Annotated in this window: 15 protein-coding genes; 6 read left to right on the top strand and 9 right to left on the bottom strand. The window is 46.2% G+C overall.

The window, feature by feature from the left end; translation table 11 throughout:
• Positions 1-380 precede the first annotated feature (380 nt).
• Together S7335_RS21650 and S7335_RS21645 are read left to right on the top strand one after the other, a co-directional pair.
• On the top strand, positions 381-1,010 hold the full coding sequence (locus S7335_RS21650) for a filamentous hemagglutinin N-terminal domain-containing protein (protein ID WP_006458172.1): 630 nt from the start codon (positions 381-383) through the stop codon (positions 1,008-1,010).
• Between the two features lie 12 nt (positions 1,011-1,022).
• Positions 1,023-1,724, top strand: a complete 702-nt coding sequence (locus tag S7335_RS21645) for an IS6 family transposase (RefSeq protein ID WP_006458158.1) — start codon at positions 1,023-1,025, stop codon at positions 1,722-1,724.
• A 203-nt stretch (positions 1,725-1,927) separates the two neighbouring features.
• On the opposite strand, the gene S7335_RS21640 is transcribed toward S7335_RS21645, so the two are convergent.
• The 5 genes from S7335_RS21640 to S7335_RS21620 form a co-directional block, all read right to left on the bottom strand.
• A complete protein-coding gene (locus S7335_RS21640; protein WP_006458394.1) occupies positions 1,928-3,064 on the bottom strand; it encodes a transglutaminase-like domain-containing protein in 1,137 nt (378 codons plus the stop codon).
• A gap of 45 nt (positions 3,065-3,109) precedes the next feature.
• On the bottom strand, positions 3,110-3,697 hold the full coding sequence (locus S7335_RS21635) for a flavoprotein (protein WP_006457870.1): 588 nt from the start codon (positions 3,695-3,697) through the stop codon (positions 3,110-3,112).
• A complete protein-coding gene (locus tag S7335_RS21630) occupies positions 3,687-4,727 on the bottom strand; it encodes a hypothetical protein (RefSeq protein ID WP_006458261.1) in 1,041 nt (346 codons plus the stop codon). The genes S7335_RS21635 and S7335_RS21630 overlap by 11 nt, the downstream gene beginning before the upstream one ends.
• Positions 4,717-5,973, bottom strand: a complete 1,257-nt coding sequence (locus S7335_RS21625; RefSeq protein ID WP_198011479.1) for a radical SAM protein — start codon at positions 5,971-5,973, stop codon at positions 4,717-4,719. The genes S7335_RS21630 and S7335_RS21625 overlap by 11 nt, the downstream gene beginning before the upstream one ends.
• A gap of 149 nt (positions 5,974-6,122) precedes the next feature.
• Positions 6,123-6,371, bottom strand: a complete 249-nt coding sequence (locus S7335_RS21620; protein WP_006458347.1) for a hypothetical protein — start codon at positions 6,369-6,371, stop codon at positions 6,123-6,125.
• A 913-nt stretch (positions 6,372-7,284) separates the two neighbouring features.
• Here S7335_RS21620 and S7335_RS21615 point away from each other — a divergent pair.
• Positions 7,285-8,019 (top strand): DUF928 domain-containing protein, encoded by a 735-nt coding sequence (locus S7335_RS21615; RefSeq protein ID WP_198011478.1) that lies wholly within the window; start codon positions 7,285-7,287, stop codon positions 8,017-8,019.
• 7 nt (positions 8,020-8,026) lie between these two features.
• On the opposite strand, the gene S7335_RS21610 is transcribed toward S7335_RS21615, so the two are convergent.
• A complete protein-coding gene (locus S7335_RS21610) occupies positions 8,027-10,756 on the bottom strand; it encodes a CHASE2 domain-containing protein (protein WP_006457791.1) in 2,730 nt (909 codons plus the stop codon).
• Between the two features lie 38 nt (positions 10,757-10,794).
• Complete coding sequence (locus tag S7335_RS21605) at positions 10,795-12,285, bottom strand: AAA-like domain-containing protein (protein WP_006458457.1); 1,491 nt, start codon at positions 12,283-12,285, stop codon at positions 10,795-10,797.
• A gap of 811 nt (positions 12,286-13,096) precedes the next feature.
• Here S7335_RS21605 and S7335_RS21600 point away from each other — a divergent pair.
• Positions 13,097-14,275 (top strand): sodium-dependent bicarbonate transport family permease, encoded by a 1,179-nt coding sequence (locus S7335_RS21600; protein WP_006457939.1) that lies wholly within the window; start codon positions 13,097-13,099, stop codon positions 14,273-14,275.
• Here S7335_RS21600 and S7335_RS29285 read toward each other — a convergent pair.
• Entirely contained in the window at positions 14,272-14,400 is a 129-nt protein-coding gene (locus S7335_RS29285; RefSeq protein ID WP_255346493.1) for a hypothetical protein, read from the bottom strand. The two genes, S7335_RS21600 and S7335_RS29285, sit on opposite strands and share 4 nt — an antisense overlap.
• 15 nt (positions 14,401-14,415) lie before the next feature.
• Here S7335_RS29285 and S7335_RS21595 point away from each other — a divergent pair, with 15 nt between their 5' ends.
• Together S7335_RS21595 and S7335_RS21590 are read left to right on the top strand one after the other, a co-directional pair.
• Positions 14,416-14,748: a hypothetical protein gene (locus S7335_RS21595; RefSeq protein WP_006458323.1), complete on the top strand. Its 333-nt coding sequence runs from the start codon at positions 14,416-14,418 to the stop codon at positions 14,746-14,748.
• Positions 14,749-15,086: 338 nt separating this feature from the next.
• On the top strand, positions 15,087-15,557 hold the full coding sequence (locus S7335_RS21590) for a hypothetical protein (protein ID WP_038019417.1): 471 nt from the start codon (positions 15,087-15,089) through the stop codon (positions 15,555-15,557).
• A 689-nt stretch (positions 15,558-16,246) separates the two neighbouring features.
• Here the strand turns inward: S7335_RS21590 and S7335_RS21580 are convergent.
• Positions 16,247-17,344 (bottom strand): hypothetical protein, encoded by a 1,098-nt coding sequence (locus S7335_RS21580; RefSeq protein ID WP_006458234.1) that lies wholly within the window; start codon positions 17,342-17,344, stop codon positions 16,247-16,249.
• Between the last annotated feature and the right edge of the window lie 761 nt (positions 17,345-18,105).

Here is an 18,105-nt window from a genome sequence, read left to right as displayed (position 1 = left end):
TAAGTGACTCGCGATGCGCGAATGCATCCGCACATCGCTATACCGATAGCCGCTCCAAATCTCTTCTGTTGTCTTTAGTCTGTTTCTTTTCATGTTTGTTCTTTCCAAAGTGATACATAGCTTCTGAGTTTGTATAGTTTTATACTTAAATTATTGATTTTTCCGATCGAAGAAAAGTAAAGCACGAGCGTGAAACTGGAAACTGCTAACTACTCGGCTGTATGCAATAGAAATTATGCATAGCTTCCCAAAAAAGTATAAATTGAATAATCGAGTTCCGTACCGTTGACTATTTATTCTTACTTTGATTAACTAATCGATACCAGGGATCTCTACTAGCCTCACGATTGTGAAACAAGTCGCAAACAGGAGTGATTTCTATGCGGTATATTCGATGGGAAGTTACGCTAGCGACGGCTATAGTTGGAATAATACTTCCTTGGACGGGTTCAGTGTCAGCGCAGCTAGTGCCTATTCCTGATGACACACTAGGAGAGGAATCTTCTACACTTAGGCCTATTAGTCCAGACTATCCTGGAGACGTAATCGAAGGTGGATTGAGGCGTGGGGAGGCTTTATTTCATAGTTTCGAAGAGTTCCATGTTGAGGCAGGTCGCGTTATCTACTTTGATGATCCAGGGGTTGATAGCATTTTGAGCCGAGTAACCGGCGAGACAGAATCGCAAATCTTAGGTCTGTTGGGCGTCTTTGGAGATGCCGATCTCTTTTTGATTAATCCAAACGGCATCATCTTTGGCGAGAATGCTCGATTAGATTTAAAGGGCGGTTCTCTTCTAGCAACTACGGCTGATAGCGTTGAGTTTGACGGTAATGTTGAGTTTGATAGTAGCGGCGAGGGTTTGCCTACGGCGCCCTTGTTGACGGTGCAGCCGTCTGCTTTTCTGTTCAACAGTGCAAACCCTGCGGCTATCGTTAATAATTCTCGAACACTACCCCCCACCGGGGCATTGTCAAGTTGGCTAGAGTTGACTCCGGTCTACTGCCTCTGAGAAGCTTCAGCCATGAATAATCCTTACCGTGGCCACCGCTTCCCAGCCGACATTATCAGCTATTGCGTCTGGCTGTATTACACCTTCCCACTAAGCTTCCGTGACATTGAGAAAATGATGCTCTATCGGGGCATCACGGTCACCTACGAAGCGATCAGAGGATGGTGTCTAAAGTTTGCTCAGAGCTATGCCAATCAGATTCGCAAACAGCGGCCAAAGCCCGGTGATAAGTGGCATCTCGACGAAGTCGTCATCAAGATTAAAGGTGAACAGTTTTACTTGTGGCGGGCTGTTGACCAGCATGGTGTAGTGCTCGATATCCTGATGCAGCGATGCCGCAACAAAGCGGCAGCCAAGAAGTTCTTCCGAAAACTACTCAAACCAGCCGGCTTTGCCCCTAGAGTCATCATCACCGACAGACTCAAGAGTTATGGCGCTGCTAAGAAGGACATCTTGAGGAATGTAGAACATAGGCAGCATAAAGGATTGAACAATCGAGCTGAGAACTCACATAGACAGACCCGAGTTAGGGAGAGGCGAATGGGCCGATTCAAATCGGTGGGTCAGGCACAGCGCTTTCTGTCAGCCTTTGAACCGATACGTGGTCATTTCCATCCCCATCAGCACAAACAGACGGCTTCAGAATATAGAAAAACGATGCGCCAGCAGATCGACAGTTGGAGATTGATCGCAGGGGTCGGCGTGATCGCATAGGCCGAGCTGATAGCACTAGCTCAATAAATCTGTTCTAAATTTGCCTAGTTAAGATTAACTTGACGATGCCATGGCGACGGCTAGCTGTGCGTGGGTGAGTTTGATTGACTATAAAAGTCTGGATGTACAAGCTGTCAGCAGAACGGCTCACAATTTTGTATGAAGGATTCAACAGTAAAAACTATGAATATATTGAGATAGTTTCAATCAGGCGGTGAGTAAAAGAATTCCAGCGAGCTAGTGGGCTTCCATATAAATGGGAGTTTATTTTTTTGAAACTTTAATGGTGCATCCTTGCCTTCAGGCAGAAGTAGCAGCATTTCTCGTCCTCTTACACTTTTCTTATATCTTTGATCTAACAGAGCACCATGCATATATAAGTACGGTAGAATCCATAGCTGATAAAACTGCTTTCGCTCTTCATCCTCGAAATCTTCTTCTGAGGTAGGAGATTTTACGTTATATAGCATAGCCCCCTCATGGTGTAGTAGGTGACGACGAAAGGCAGCTGTTGAAAGTGGTAAATTATCCGTTCCAATAGGAATATATCCCCATTGAACGTCAACGAAAATCCACCGATGCCACTCTGGTACAAACACCTCCGCAACAACATGGCTTGCTCCCGAGTCCTGCATCGCTACGTTAGCCGTAAACAGCCATAAGACTCTAGTGCGGTATCCAGAGGCTTCCATTATTCCTCCAAAGACCGTAGCATACTCCACACAGCGAAATCTCACACCCTGTCTAGCCTCTTGGATAATAGATAGTGGATCGCAAGACAGCGGCTCGTTATAGCCATCATGTTCCCAAAGATTATTTGACCATGCTGCGATTACTCCTAAAAAATCTATTGTAGTTCTCTCTAATAACCTTGGAGCTTTTGACTCCGCTAGCAATCGCTTGTAATAGTTACAATCAAATTCAGTCCATAAAAAAGGTGGAGATGCCTCTGCCGAAAAGTCAACTCCAGACAAATCTTGATACCGAAGCGGCTCTGTAACGGCTCTTGCTCGCTCAAGCTTTCTATTGAGGTTTTGACGCATATGGAGTAAGGCCTGCTGAAAGCTGGATGTATCCTTTACTGCTGTCAGCATTGGATCTGTCCGAGCCCAAAAACTAGCGCAGTATCCCAACGCAGCGCAACGCAACAAATTTTTTTCTGCCGCCTCCTTCTCGCCTGAGAGACAAGATGCGCAGGCCCTGTCGTAGAGGATGGAAGCCTTGCTTTCATCAGAGTGTGCCATTGCTAGAGCACGAGTGAGCAACTCTTCTGCTCTAGCGTAATTCGCGCGTGCGATTGCCTTTGTTGCAGCTGCTTGCAGTTCTTCGAAGGGAAGCATTGTTGTCGTTTGTCCAAGATTCAGTGCTGCTAAGCCCAAAAATATTCAATTATCTTGAGAAGACGCATTCCACGTAATAGGTGCATCGTTTGGTGTTGGTAGCTCAAGTCGTTCATGAATTATCCGTCTAGCTGCCACCCAAGCGCTCTCAGTCTTCCAGCAGAGATCGTTATCTGATGGCATCACTACTTCACAGCCCTGTCGTCTTAATTGACCAAGATGTTCTCGATACACCATCTGATGATGGGCAGTATGTAAATACGGAACCATAATAACTTTTTCCTTCGGGGAAAAGGCAATTACCCGCGTTACTGGACAGCTTACAATGCCAAGAGCTGCCTCCGCAATTACCCGACAGGTTGCCGGATACACCAACAGTAGATCGGTATCTGCAAACGCCAGATGCATTGGTTTTCCGCTCAATGGATGAAACTTTATTTGTTCAGTATATACAGGATGCTCCGTGAGTCCTTGAAGTGCAGTAGGCGTCACAAAGTCCAGCGCGTGCGGGCTAAGCACCACACGTACAGACAGAGAAGTCGTCGTTAACAAACGCACAACATAGTACGGCAACAGCGCTGTCTCAAGCGCCCCGCCTGCCGCAATCACTAGCGTTCTCGTTCTAAACGGCATCGACCAATAGCCTGTTACTAATTACAGGTGCAAAAGTATCGCTTGCCAAAGGTTCTATAAAACGATGGCCATCATAAACAAGTTGGTCGTCAAACCAAACGGAGGCATCTGGAAGAATAATATCTAGATGAACCAGTGATGACCAGTCAGTCGTTCCAGCAGGTTGTGTGGGTGTACCAAGACCAATATGCGGTCCTGGCCTGCGCTCGTTAATATGAGATACATACGGAACGAACTGCGTAACTCCTAAATTTGTTCCAATTCCAAACTCCCCTACTCTACAAGCATTTTCGATTGAAAACAACAGATCCAAAGTTTGTTGTAGTAGTACGCTATCAGCCTGCCATCTGTAGCAGTAACTATCTTCGAATTCAAGCGTTAATGCACAGGAATCGACAATTGGCGAACAGGGCAAGCTAATACTAGAATTTAGTGCGCCGGAAGCTACAATTACTCCATCAACGCTTAAGGGAAATGTATTTATCTCACCGGGAGGAAGAATTCCAGGAAACGCATTGCTACCAGCACCATAGCTATCTGTCCAGAAGAATTGCTCGCCGAAACTAATCTGAAGGTCTGTGCCATCGAAGCTGCGGATAGAAGCTTGACGGGAGCATTGCCCTCGACTAATTAGTCTATCATTGAGATTGACTAGTATATCTCTAGGCGTTTGCAATGCCAACTCTAGAAGGTCTATACCAAAATCGAAGCTCCGAAAAACGCGTCCACCTTGCTGGGCAATAGCCATGCCTTCCTTTTTCTTATGGCTTTTATTACGACCTGCAAATAAGTATACATCCGCCTCTAAGCGCTTAAAGAGATAATCTGGACTATCATACACAATAGAGAGATTCACACCCATATGTTGGGCGGCTTCTTCAATATATGCAATACTCTCAGCGTAAATAGCCTTAAACTGTCCGTCTAAGATTAGGCATAAGCTTTCTTCTGACCTAAGCTTTAAGTAATCTGACAAAAGAAGGTTTGCGCCTTGAGAAGCCCGCTGACTATATGTTTGATTATTTAACATAGCTATTGACCTCGCTGGCCACCGCTAAATCAAACAGCCTTTTTTCCGTAGGGCAAGGGGGTTTCTCCACTTGCATGCGTAGCAATGGACAAAAAATTCCTTGGCATGATCGAGCAAAGGCACATTTACCACAAGTCGGATCGTTAGTGGCATTCTTCTGTGTCCACAAAGCTGCTTTTTCTATGTCTAGCTCCATGTTTCCGCTCTCGGTCAATCGCCCTATCTTATTTTCTGGCAAATCGAAAGCAACCGTACATTTGTATACAGTCCCGTCTGACCCCACAACCCAAGTATTCGGCTTACCCGCATAACAAGACAACGTGCCTAGTGCTGACGACAGTTGAAGAAACTTTTCTACTGTCGTCGTTCCTTTTATTTCACAGGCTGCCTCTTTTACCATATTCAACACCTGAAAACGGTGAGCACTCGAAAGGCAAATGCCATCAATAGTCGTTGTGTCTGCACTCCATACCGGAACAACGGCAATATCAACCCGCTCGCCACCCATGGTTACCAAATCAGCTAACTCGTTGCGCACCCAGCAGGCCGTACGCTTAGCCGCTTCATCTTTATGTGTATCAACATTTATCCGAACAACAACTCTAGCTAAAGTGTTAGTCAAGACACCTTTGATATTTTCCATTATTTGGTGATGCGTCTTGTGTCCACTAGCTGTAATACGCTGAGAATCATGCACAGCAGGATCTCCATCAAGCGTAATTTGATAAACATCAATTCCGGCAGTATCAAGACGCTCTAACCTAGAGCCACTTAAGAGATAACCATTCGTTGTAATACTAGCTGTTCCTCTTACCCGGTGAGCATTTCTTGCTTGGTGAAAAATAGCAGTTGCCTGCGCAATAACTTCGGTTTCTACTAACGGTTCGCCGCCAAACCACGCAAGTTGAAATGACTCGTACATAGGAACCTGTTGTCGTAAAAACTTATGCAAACCAAGCTGCAACGCCGAACTCATTCGTCCCTTTTCGAAAGTCTCGTAGCAGTAGGTGCATCGAAAGTTACATTGCTCCGTTGGCAAAACGGTTAGCACGGCATTCCGCGACCAGTTTAATTCTAGTTCTTCATTTATCTCTTTCTGTCGCTCTGCTGGATCTAAGACAACAACTCCTAGTGCGGCTAAAGTAATATCTTCGTCTACTACAGTGCTGGGTGATTGCCTTAAGCTTCTAACCCTTTCTGCCATCTCTGTAGAAAGAACATGCAGACTCCCAGAATCTGCATTCATCGCAATTTTACTGTCAGCAGAAAAATGCCACCGTGAATTCAAAGACACTAGCATTGGGTTTTTTACCTCAGAAAAACAACTGTGCTTTTGCCCAAAAAACCGGATGTACTTAGGGGTATCGAGAACTCAACCGATACCCCTAAGTACTATTAGCAAGCGACGTTTACACAAGTCCAGTCATCATTCGAAAGTCTGTCTATTCCACGAATTTTCGCAACCTTTTGATTGAGTTCGACTAGAGAGTTTAGCTCCTGCTCTGACAAGCGTTTGAGCGCTAGGGCTTCACCCGCAGAGATTAAATCTCCATTCTCTTCAACAGCAGAATCTACGCCTTTGGTTGAAGCTGTTGTAAGAAACTGCATTTGCTCTTGCAACTTAACTCTGTTTAAGTCAGCCATTCTATATACCTCTACTATTTTGTAACGGCTTTGTTGCTTAAATAATCGCTAATATACACGGACTTCAGGCTTTGCAAAGGCAAAAACCGGGAACTTTTCAAGCTTTGCAAATCTGAGACCTTCGGTATGACCGACTTAATTTATGCAGCAGAGCCTTTTGTAACTAATAATACATTTTTAGCTCTGTTTTGCAGTAACGGAACAACTCTGTTATGTGTGTTCGTAAATCGTTACACAAATAGTTGATTTGAGAGTCTGCTTCTAGAATGTTCAGCTAGGTGTGATTTAAGAGAATGCGCATAGGGTCTAGCTTTAGAATGTTCTTCTGTTTCGTTTTTGCTACGTACAGGACAAAACCTGAATAACTGACTGAAAGTTTTCCTGCTGCTGAGGTTGAGCTAGATTTAGGAGGATATGGCTTCGACTATCTATGCCATATCCTCCTTGTCATACTCGACTTATCTGCATCACACCGTCAACAGTATCCTATACCTTTTTAGGACGTTCAATAATGCTACAGAAAAATAAGAAAAAGTCTCTTTAGAAAGAATTAGGGCTGCTTAACCTGAAATCTTGCACCAGTCTCATTAGGCTGAGCTAGGTCGAGATTTTAGTCAACCTAACTGTCAACGACTTGAGAAGGTCGTAGTTCGGAAAGTCCCTCTGCTTCTGGGAGAAGGAGCTAAGATAACGGCAGTAGCTGTTTGTAAAAGGACGATGCATCCGATACCTTAGCTCAAGAGTAGGAACATAAAGACGCTTTGAACATTGAAGTAACTCTATGAAGAAGATTCTAGATTTACTATTGCCTTTTCCCTCATCTAGGACACTCCTGAAAAATACTGAGTACCCATGTAAAAATAAGGTAAAGGTGCTATCTCAATTCGTCTTTGGTTCTTTATTCTACCGAGCTATGCCCCAGCTATTCTCTCGGCATCTGATACCGCTAAAGATATCTTTATTTGCAATCTTCCTCCTATCTAGCCAGCTTCAAAGACCACAAAAAAGCGCTGCCCAAGCAGCCCGATTCCCAGACCAAATCGTCTTCTGGGAAGGATTCGAGCCGCCTGGCGATGATGCACCCAGAGAGACCTCCGGCGCAGGCTCACGCGATGGCCCATCTTGTGACGTAAGCGAACCCGCAGTCAAAGCCCTTATGCCTAAAAGCAACTTCGGACTCACCCTGTCCGAACGGCCCACCGTATTTGCTCAGCTAGCTGATACCTCTGCCGAGCAAGTCGCACTAGTGGTCACCAATGAAGCGGGTACCTACTACGAGCAGACTTTTCTTCCGATTCCTGAAGACGACACCGCTGCTTTTACTTTTCCTAATTCTTTTTCGCCACTGACGGTCGGCGAGAACTATCAGTGGAGCTTAGTTGTTATCTGCGAAGAAACCGTCCAGCCGGACGATCCGGTAATCAGCGGCTGGGTTCAACGGGTCGAATCAACGCCCGAACTGCAGCAGGCTAGCTTGCACCTTCCGCTAGAGCAAGCCCGGTGGTATGCCGAGAACGGCTACTGGTACGACTTTGTTGCATTTATTAGAGAAGAGATACAAACCTTGGAAAGCGAGAGAATATCGCCACCGTCTGAAGCTGTTCAGTTTGAGGCTATCTGGGAGTCTGTAGTTGAAGCTAGCTTGTAGTTATCTACTATCTTTTCGCTAGAAAAGTAGTAATTAGCGCCTGATTCTCTTCACTTTCAGATTGCCTTAGATACTCTATGGCGACTTGACCGACCGCAGGCTGATCTTGAGCGATCGCAGCTAGCTCCTGCACCGTTTGCCGTAGCTCTATTTGTTTAAGCTGACGAGCTGCTATGAGTGGAAAGGTTGTAGAGGCGATCGCCCACCCTAATATTCCTGGCAGCAGCGGCAGCCACCAGCCCGCTAAGAAAGCTAGGTAGCAAGTACCAACAATAATTGCAACGCCCAGAGTACCGACCGCAACAATTCGTCCACAGCCTTTGAGCCACCACGCTATGCTTGCTCCGGCGATCGCACAGCCCCACGTCCACAGCCATTCTGCGCTCTCCGGCCAGGCCCGCAGCATAGGCCGTCCGTCCAGGCTACTAGAAAGTAGCTGACTAACAATATTGGCATGAATTGTCACGCCTGCCATCTGAGGAGAAGAACCAAACCAACTGCTACTGTAAGGCGTTTGGAATAGATCATTCACGCTTTCGGCTATCGATCCGATTAGAATAATGCGATCGCGCACTGCTTCGGCTGGGACCTCATTAGCTAGCACCTGGCGAACAGAGTACGTTTGAAACCGATCGATCGGACCACGATAGTTTGACAGTATCTGGTAACCACCCGCATCTGCGCGGATATAGCTGCCATCATACTGACGAAAAGGAAATATCCTAGTCTTACCCAAGCGGATAGCACTAGAGTAACCAGGCAGCACTTCAGGGGAAATCTCTTCTGACTCTAGATAGGCCAGCGCTAGCTTTAGCGCCAGGCTTTCGTGCAGGCCTGTCTGATTGCGTACAGTCAATAGGGCTCGCCGGACCTTGCCATCATCGTCTAGCACCTGATCGGCAAAACCAACCTGGTCTCGTTGGTTCAGCACCTCTGGTGGTGCAATTTGACTACCTACTGCTTTCTCGATTCCAATCAGGTTAGGAAGAGATCCTAGCAGCTCGGTTAGCTGCTGGTTTCCTGGCTCTACTGGCAGATCCCGGTAGAGATCTAGACCGATTAATCTGGGCGCTTGTGCATTGATCTTCTCTAACGCCTCGGCTAAGACCTGATCAGGAATCGGAAATCTTCTAATCTGCTGTAGATCAGGCTCGTCTATAGTCACGATTGTGATTCTAGAGTCAGGCAGCGCCGCTATCTGACGCAGTTGAAAGAATCGGTCATAAAGCGTGAGTTCAGCGCCCTGGAACCATCCCATCAAACGCACCAACAACAACAGACCCGCTACCCCAGTTCCCCACAGCGCGACCCATTTCGTAGGCGGTCGCCGCTTTTTGGCATGTTGACGACTAAGGCGCTGTATTCGGGCTAGCAAGTGGTTGGCCTGCTTCGTGATTTCAAGCGCAAACTGAGCCTGCTCTCGGCGCTGCTGTTCTGCAACTAGCTGATGCTCAACCTGCTGCCGTTCGTGAGACTGACTAGCTTTTAGGAAGCGATAGTCCAGATCGCTTAGCTGCTTTTGATCTGCCCAAGCCAGGGCTTCTTTGAGCGCTAATCCCTGTAGTAGACAGGTCGAATCAGTTTGTTTAGAGACCATCCAGGCTTTGAACGGCTCAGCATAGGGGCGCAACTTTGTTAGTTGCTCAGTGACCCACAGCTCGTCAAAAACTGCTTGATAGATTGGGTTTTTGACAACTAGCTGCCCGCCCTGCTGGATGACCAGCCCCGATAGCAACAGTTCTGTTTGCTCTGGGCTATTGTCGAAAAAAACAGGATGATCGCGAATGATTTGTTGATAGGTGCCCAAAATACGATTGGTGATAGCAGGCTGGTGAAGAATGCGATCGCGGATAGTTCTTAGATGCTCTGGCTCATCATTACTCTCCCAATGGTGAATCACCTGCTTCTGGACTGTTCTATCAACCCATTCGGCTGGTGAATATGTGCTGTTGTCACATGCTAGCAGCCCTGACTTTTGTTGAATTAGTAGCTGACACACCTTTTGAGTGAGCAAAGGCTGACCTTGAGTCCACTTTAGAACGCCCGCTAGTAGCTGATGTGGCTGGGCGTTTGGCCAGTCGAAACCAGCCGCTAGCGGCTGAGCCTCTAGAACAGAAAACCCATGTAGTGAAATCGCTCTGCCTATATTAAAAGGCGTTCTTTGCTTGTCTCGAATTAGGTTAGAAGGCGCTGCCACTCCAAAAACAGCAAACGTAATCCGTTGATAGCGCGGGTCAATTGCTCGGCGATTGTAGCAATAGCGAATCAGTGAAAAAAAGTCATCAATTGGAAACGGTAGCCCCAAAACACTATCCACCTCATCTAAGAAGATATAGAAAGTGTCTTTTGGATGGTGATCTAGCAAAATGTCTGTGATCAACCAACTGAGCGTTTGCGGCAGCGAAATCTCACTTTGCTGTTTCCACCAAGCCTGAAAGTCAATCTCTTCAAATAGGCCAAACCCCGCCCATAGCTCCGCGGCGAATCCCTTGTACCACTGCGTTGGCGTGATTGTCTCGCTACCGATATTGGTCAGGTCGATGGTGGCTACACGTTCGCCCATCTGCTCGAGCCGATACTTCGTACGTACCATCAGTGACGACTTGCCCATCTGGCGAGAGTTCAGCACGTAGCAAAACTCTCCTAATATCAGAGCTTCGTATAGCTCACTATCTGCTTGTCGTTCTACATAGGTTGGATCGTTGGCAATCAGTGTCCCCCCAACTTGATATCGCAACGCCTTTCCTCAACTACAATTACTTAGCTGCAGACCGATTAGCTACAGACCGAGCGTAGCTGCTCGCTGAAGTAGCGTTGGTAGAGCGCGCAGCTAGGCTTTGCCAACGCGTTTTCAAACCGAATAAGACCTAAACTTTCTAGCTTGTAAGCAGAGATGGCATCTAATGAGATCTGCTCATCTGCAATCACCACTCGATAATACAGACAGGCCAGCCTCGAATCACTTTGCAAAGTCACCAAACACCGCTGTAAATGTTGACGATAGATGCTATCAGGCATAGTCGCTGTAGCTAAAATATCATTGAGGGTAGTTTGCTTTTGTCTCAGTGCATAGAAGGCTAGTCCACTTAGATAGGGATGCCCCGCTATCAGATGGTGCAAAGACTTCAACTGCCAAGCACCTGCGCCGTGTGTCAGCGTCTCTAATCCATAGCGCCTTGCGAGATCTTGTAGTTGTTCTAGGGTAAACGGAGGCAAATTTACAGCCAGCCCTACGTTGAAAGGAGACTGATTGAGTTTTAAGGATACGTAGAAGTCAGTAGAGTGAACCAGTACCAACCGTAGCTTCTGCCAGACTGGATCGTCCTTTGACTGTTCGTGCCAAACTCGCAACATTGGTAGAAAGTCGTGCGCAGTCGGTACGTATTCAAAAACGCGGTTCAGTTCGTCAATGCCAAGAACAATTGGCTCAGTCACCTTTGAAAAGATATATCGCTCTACATAGAGTTTGCAGTTGACCTTGCTGCCGATGTCTTCGTCCCACATCATATCCACCCGAGAAGGTAGCTTCAGCTGCAAACTTAGGTTGGCGCAAAACCAGCGCAAAAAACGATCAAAGCTACTGAAGGTGGCGTCATCTACTTCATTCAAGTTGAGCTTAATTGAGCGATAGCCCTGGGTTTCTCCATAAGCTAGTAAACGATTTAGTAAGGAACTTTTACCCGTTCGACGAGGTGCTTTGATCCGCAGTAAGCAGCCTGGATGAGTAATCTCACTAAGCGCGGTTTCTTCAAGAGGCGATCGCGGAATATAAAGCGGTGAGCCTAGTGGTAACGGCCCAGAGGGAACTGTTACTGCTTGAACAGTGTCTGAGGTGGCTATCCCGATGTCAGGTTTGCTAGTGAAAGTAGGTGGTAGTTCAGATAATAGTGACTGTAGCTGCAAGATATGTTGAGAAGCTAGTCTTGAAGTTTGTTCATCGGAACAGTTTGCTTTATCAACTACTTGGAAGCATTTGTCTGTGAAGATCAGATGCAAGTTCTTTTTACCCACTGGCTCATTCAAAGCCGCTGACAGCTCTGACCAGAGCCTAAAGCCAACGTGCTTAATATAGTCCGCTCCATAGCTAGAGGCTCTAGCCATGTCAGTATAGGTTTGCTTCAGCCAAGACTGATGCAACACAAACCGTTCTAGAGGTTCGAGCCGCCTCTTTAAAAGCTGCTCCACAACATCAGATAGAGCTTCTACATCTTTCAATTTCCGATCGGTCAATGCACTGGCCGCCTCGTTACTTGTGATCGATTGCATTCATCATAAGGGTATCTATGGACACCCTTTTTTCAGCGTTACACTACTGATGCGTTTAGATCACTTTTGTAACTTTTAACACTTAGAAAGAGTACGCTTGATCTAAGTAAACAAAGCGCTGTATCGAACGTCCAAGCATGGAGGTCATCTGTGAGCCTTGGTCGATGTTGCTGGCTTATAGGCTGATGCAAAGACCTTACTAGAAGAAGATCTAAAACTACTCTGCCAACATCTAAAACAGAGTTCTCGACTTCAGTTGTCACGACATTGCTGAGGCTACTGAGAAAAGTAACAAAGAATAGCTTTGCAAATAGCTCGGTGCGGCGACAAAAATCTATGAGGTTAATTTATCGAAAGACATACAGCAAATAGGTCATTGGTGCTACATATATAGTTGCGCCTCAATGATAAGTATAAATTATTCTTCGTATATAAAATGTATAGAGAACTTATGCGTTGGAGGTATTCACTTCTTAGCCGTTTAACCATAAGATTAACTTAATGGAAAGAAGTGATCTCATTTACTGAAGTCAATGGAGCTTTTACGGCTACTGCCTATAGAGTTCCTATCTGACCATGGCAAGGCAGTAATCTCCTAGACCCATAGGAGTCGATTGTGTATCAGTTGCGATCGCAGAAAGAATTATGTCTCCATATCTTCCTGCATATGACGCACCTGGATTCAGATGCATAGAGTAGCGGGTTGACTCGCTGATCTATCTGGATGCGTGGAGCTAGCTGTCCAGGATTCGAAGCCACGCTTGCCTGCCGTCCTAAACCCCAAAATTCTGATCTAAGGAGAAATTACAACATGGATTTTTTGTCCGATTTCTTGACGCTCTTCTTATCGAAGTTGCAGTCTCCGACACTCGGCTTTCTAATCGGTGGTGCGATCGTTGCTGCCCTCAATAGCCGACTGACCATTCCAGACCCGGTCTATAAGTTCATTGTCTTCATGCTACTCATTAAAGTTGGCTTAAGCGGCGGTATTGCCATCCGCAATGCCAACCTTTTTGAGATGCTATTACCCGCAGCGTTCGCTGTGGTAATAGGAATTCTCATCGTATTTCTTGGTAAGTACACGTTGGCTAAGCTACCGAACGTCAGAACGGTCGATGCCCTGGCGACCGCGGGCTTATTCGGTGCCGTGAGCGGCTCTACCCTTGCTGCCGCCTTGACGCTACTAGAAACAGAAGGAATAGAATACGAAGCTTGGGCCGCGGCGCTTTATCCCTTCATGGACATCCCCGCACTCGTGACTGCGATCGTCTTGGCTAGCGTCTATACTAGCAAGCGGCGCAGCATAGCCAACGAGGAGCTTAGCAAGCAAGAGTATCTCGGCAAGCAAGAGTATCTTGGCAAACAGCGCGTTGCCACAGTTGAGCATTCCGCTGTAGAGGGTACTACTGTCCCAGGCGAGTATTCCGGTGGACAAGGGACTGCTGTAAGTGAGTATCGTAGCGGTCAGGGCAGTACTCCAAGCAAGCGAGTCGAAATCTGGCCCATTGTGAAAGAAAGTCTGCAAGGCTCCGCTCTATCGGCATTGCTGCTTGGCCTCGCGCTAGGTATCATAACCCAGCCAGAAAGTGTGTACGAGAGCTTTTTCAATCCTCTTTTCCGTGGCCTGCTATCAATCTTGATGTTGGTGATGGGTATGGAGGCTACAGCAAGGCTGGGCGAGCTGCGTAAGGTAGGCCAGTGGTATGCTCTATATGCTTTTGTTGCACCGTTAGTGCATGGACTCATTGCCTTCGGTTTCGGTATGATTGCTCACGTAACTACGGGGTTCAGTCCTGGCGGCGTTGTGATCCTCGCTGTTATCGCTGCTTCCAGTTCAGACATTTCTGGGCCACCCACTCTACGAGCTGGTATCCCATCGGCTAATCCCTCCGCTTACATCGGTTCGTCCACAGCGGTGGGCACACCGGTTGCGCTAGCCATCGGCATACCGCTATTTATTGGGCTTGCTCAGGCAGTAATGGGCAGCTAATTCCAAGCCGGTTGTGATCCGCTGGTCTCCAGCCCGGCGATCAACGCGGCAGCTAGGATCAGCGCCACAGTGCGTAGTGCTGCTGTTTTACTGGAGTTTTTATGTCGTTCAGTGAATACACACATTAAGAGGTAACCTACATGGCCAAGCCAGCAAGTATGCTCGTCATTGTTACGGAAAAGTTGCTACTGAAGAAGATCGCCAAGATCATCGATAAAGCCGGAGCAACCGGTTATACGGTGTCGGATGCTGGCGGTAAGGGTAGTCGCAACGTACGCTCGTCAGGAGAGCCCACCGTTTCTAGCACATACTCAAATATAAAGATTGAGGTGCTTACCGACAGTCGGGATATGGCTGAGAAGATTTCGTATGAGGTCGCAGGACAATTTTTCGAAGATTATTCGGGCATCGCCTACATCTGTGATGCGGAGGTGCTGAGCGCGCATTCGTTCTGCGGACCAGAAGGCTGTTGATATCGGGCTATTCATCCTTAGAAGACACGGATCTAGAAAGCCGGGGGCAATGTCCTCGGCTTTCTAGATCTGTATCTAAGATTGTTGATTAGATAAATCTTCTAGCGATAGCCTTATTCTAGGCCGTCATGGCGTTTGCCACCTAGCTTTTGAACTGCCTTCGTACTTCATACTCTCTGGGTGTGCCTCTAGCCGTATTGAACTGGTTGAGAATATCTTTCTGATGACGGTTTGTCGTCAAGGAATTAGTCACTATTTCAGCAGTCTCTATTGATTGTCTTTGGGGGGTAGCGAAATAATAAAATTTACGGTCACGCTTAAAACTTACTAAATCATCTATGACACAACTTGATTGGACCGTCGTAACAGGAATAGTCAAACCAGGATATCAGGTGGCTTCAGGGCTGACAGAGAACAGTCCCTACGAACAAGGTACCTTAAAGATGCAGCAGCCCTACTTTCAGGCATTGGGACTAGATCTAAGCAACTTTTATTTAGGAACAATCAACTTATCGATCGCTCCCCACACTTTTGAGCTAGTCCAGCCAAAATATACCTTCCGTAATATCAAGTGGCATCCAAACTATCCACCGGAGACTTTTTCTTTTTCTCCTTGTATAGTCGAACATCAAGATAGAAGCGTACAGGGATATGTCTATTATCCTCACCCCGAGACCAAGATTGGACATTTTCAAGATTCTTCTATTATTGAAATCATTGCTCCTCTTCTATCTAATATTGAGTATGGCGATCGCTTGAGTGTGAGGCTCAACCCCCAAGAAATTAAGCTCAGCAGCGACAATACCTGATCCTGTATCGTCGTTATCAATCAGGCAGCTATTTTGTTGCAGCGAGCAGGCGATTGATCTTCTGCGATTCTCTACATAGTTCGTGCTTGCTTTGCCTAAAGACTATGTTTGTTTGAAGAGGGGAACTTTCTGCTGCTTGTCATCCTTTTAGGAAACTATCTATCAAGCGTGAGTAGCCAAATTTCGGTGAATGGCCTCGTCAAGTCCAAGCTCGACGAGCCGCTCTTAGGGCAGTTTTATTCAGGAAGTGCCATCTCATCAAGCTAGACAAGCATACTTACACCCATGCTTAATCCCCATAATCGCACTTGGCTCCCCTTCTTCCCGAGTTTTTCTCTTTGCTGAGTCATCCTGAAACCAGAATTGAGTTTAGACATTCAGCGATCGCCTTAGGTGTTCACTTAAACAGCAAAACCTCAATCGGAAAGGCTCATATCGGGAGAGGAAAACTATGCCACCTACTGTCAAAACGCTACTCTCAAAGCTCTTGTTTTGGTGTGTACTTGAGATCGTTCTAAACTATGTTGGGCTTGATAATCTGGCTGACTATAGCGAGTTTATCGCTAATCAAACGATCAATAGCTGGCAAAATAAGCTTTCGAATAGCAGTATTGTTCTTGATACGCTCTACTCAAAATAGAGTTGCACTCAGCTTTTGGCAATTGTCAGCCTTTAGCAATTGTCAGCCTTTAGCAATTGGTAGAAGAGCGAATTCTATCAGCATCGATCTGAAACTCAACCATGACGTTACTCTTTCTCTTGCCCGGCAATTCTCTAGCATTAACCAAAAAATGACTCTCTTTAAGCTCATCGACAGTTCGCCAGAAGATCTGACCATTTCGAGATGAATTGCTGCCCAGAAGGTCGAGATTCTTGTATAAATGTCTCTTTGAAATGTTTAGATACTGTCCGTCTTTTGGCGAATCCCATTTCAGACGACTAGCCAAATATATCAAGAGCTTCGTACCATAGTCGTGTTTGCTGCTCTTACCTACCTGTTGCTGGATATCAATGTTGCCAAAGAGAACATAGTCACTGTCAGCACGATCCGGATTCTGAAAAAACTCTAAATTGACTCTATATCTATCGGCAGCGCCATAGCTGTAGTCAGCAGCTTTTTCTGTATCAAAGTCGCGTTGTACATCATCGGCCCAGAACTTCTGGATTCTTAGTACATTCTTGATAGTGACTTCTGCCTCTACTTTTTCTCCTTTTCTAGTCTCTACCGCATAAATAAGTTCTGTTCTATGGAGAGCCATTAGGTCACAGTGGAGCTGAGATCTCACCTCAGCTCGAAAACCACCGTCCTTGGTGCGCTGGTAACCCATAACTTCTAAAAGATCATTCGAGCGAAACTCGACTATGGAGCCATTTCTATCAGCTGATGCTGCCTTGTAAAGGTAGAGAACGAGCTGCACCTGACGCGGGTTCAAGAATGTCAGCAAAGCAATCGTAAGCCGCCGCAGCCTGAGATCTTCTATTTGCTCTAAGCCCTTAATGCCTCGGCTTAAGCATGCCTCTAGGTCTAATACATCATATTCTTGCTTTAATTCTTGCCACTCTTCTCCAGAAAGGTTATCCAAAGGAATGCGGCGAGTCAGGGCAACTTCACTAGGATCGGTTGAGTCAGCCTCGACCCGCATCTCAAAGTAGTACCCACCTGCATCTGAACGCAAGACGGGTAGATTAACGTCCGGGTTACGCAGCGAGGCGCTAGCACGAGGAAGAATCTTAACGAACTCACCATCAACCTCGAACATGTCAAGCTGAGAAGGTGCGTTATTCATAGCAAGATAGCTGATTTGGTTAGGTGTTCAGGTTGCTCAATGCCTAAATATAGATGAGTTCTCGCGTAAATAGAACCCCTGTCTATTTCGCGTATGTTTTTCATCCATTTGCCTATCTATTTGCCGTATGAAATTGCCTGTCTATTTCGCGTATTAGTTCAAAAATGCCTATCTATTTACCGTATGAAATTGCCTGTCTATTTCGCGTATTAGTTCAAAAATGCCTATCTATTTGCCGTATGAAATTGCCTGTCTATTTCGCGTATTAGTTCAAAAATGCCTATCTATTTACCGTATGAAATTGCCTGTCTATTTCGCGTATGCAGACCAGAAGAACATATTTCGAATGGTAAGAGATACGAAGTCATTAGCTAGATTTACCTATCTATTTGCCGTATGAAATTGCCTGTCTATTTCGCGTATTAGTTCAAAATTGCCTATCTATTTGCCGTATGAAATTGCCTGTCTATTTCGCGTATTGGTTCAAAATTGCCTACCTATTTGCCGTATGAAACTGCCTGTCTATTTCGCGTATTAGTTCAAAATTGCCTACCTATTTGCCGTATGAAACTGCCTGTCTATTTCGCGTATTTATGACCTGTCTGTTTGTCGTATGAAGATTTTTAGCGGGTTGAGAGACGGACTTTGCGGTGCTAGTGTCTCTATAAGGAAGCAGATGTATTTGTTCATCGTAGAGCTGTTATAGGCCCTGTAGTAAGGAACTGCAGTATCCCCAAACTCGGCCAACTATAGTTCTATGA

It is taken from the genome of Synechococcus sp. PCC 7335 (assembly GCF_000155595.1).
Classification (GTDB): Bacteria; Cyanobacteriota; Cyanobacteriia; order Phormidesmidales; family Phormidesmidaceae; genus Phormidesmis.
The sequence above is the reverse complement of the archived record's forward strand: the minus strand, read 5'-3'. Positions and strand labels throughout refer to the sequence as shown.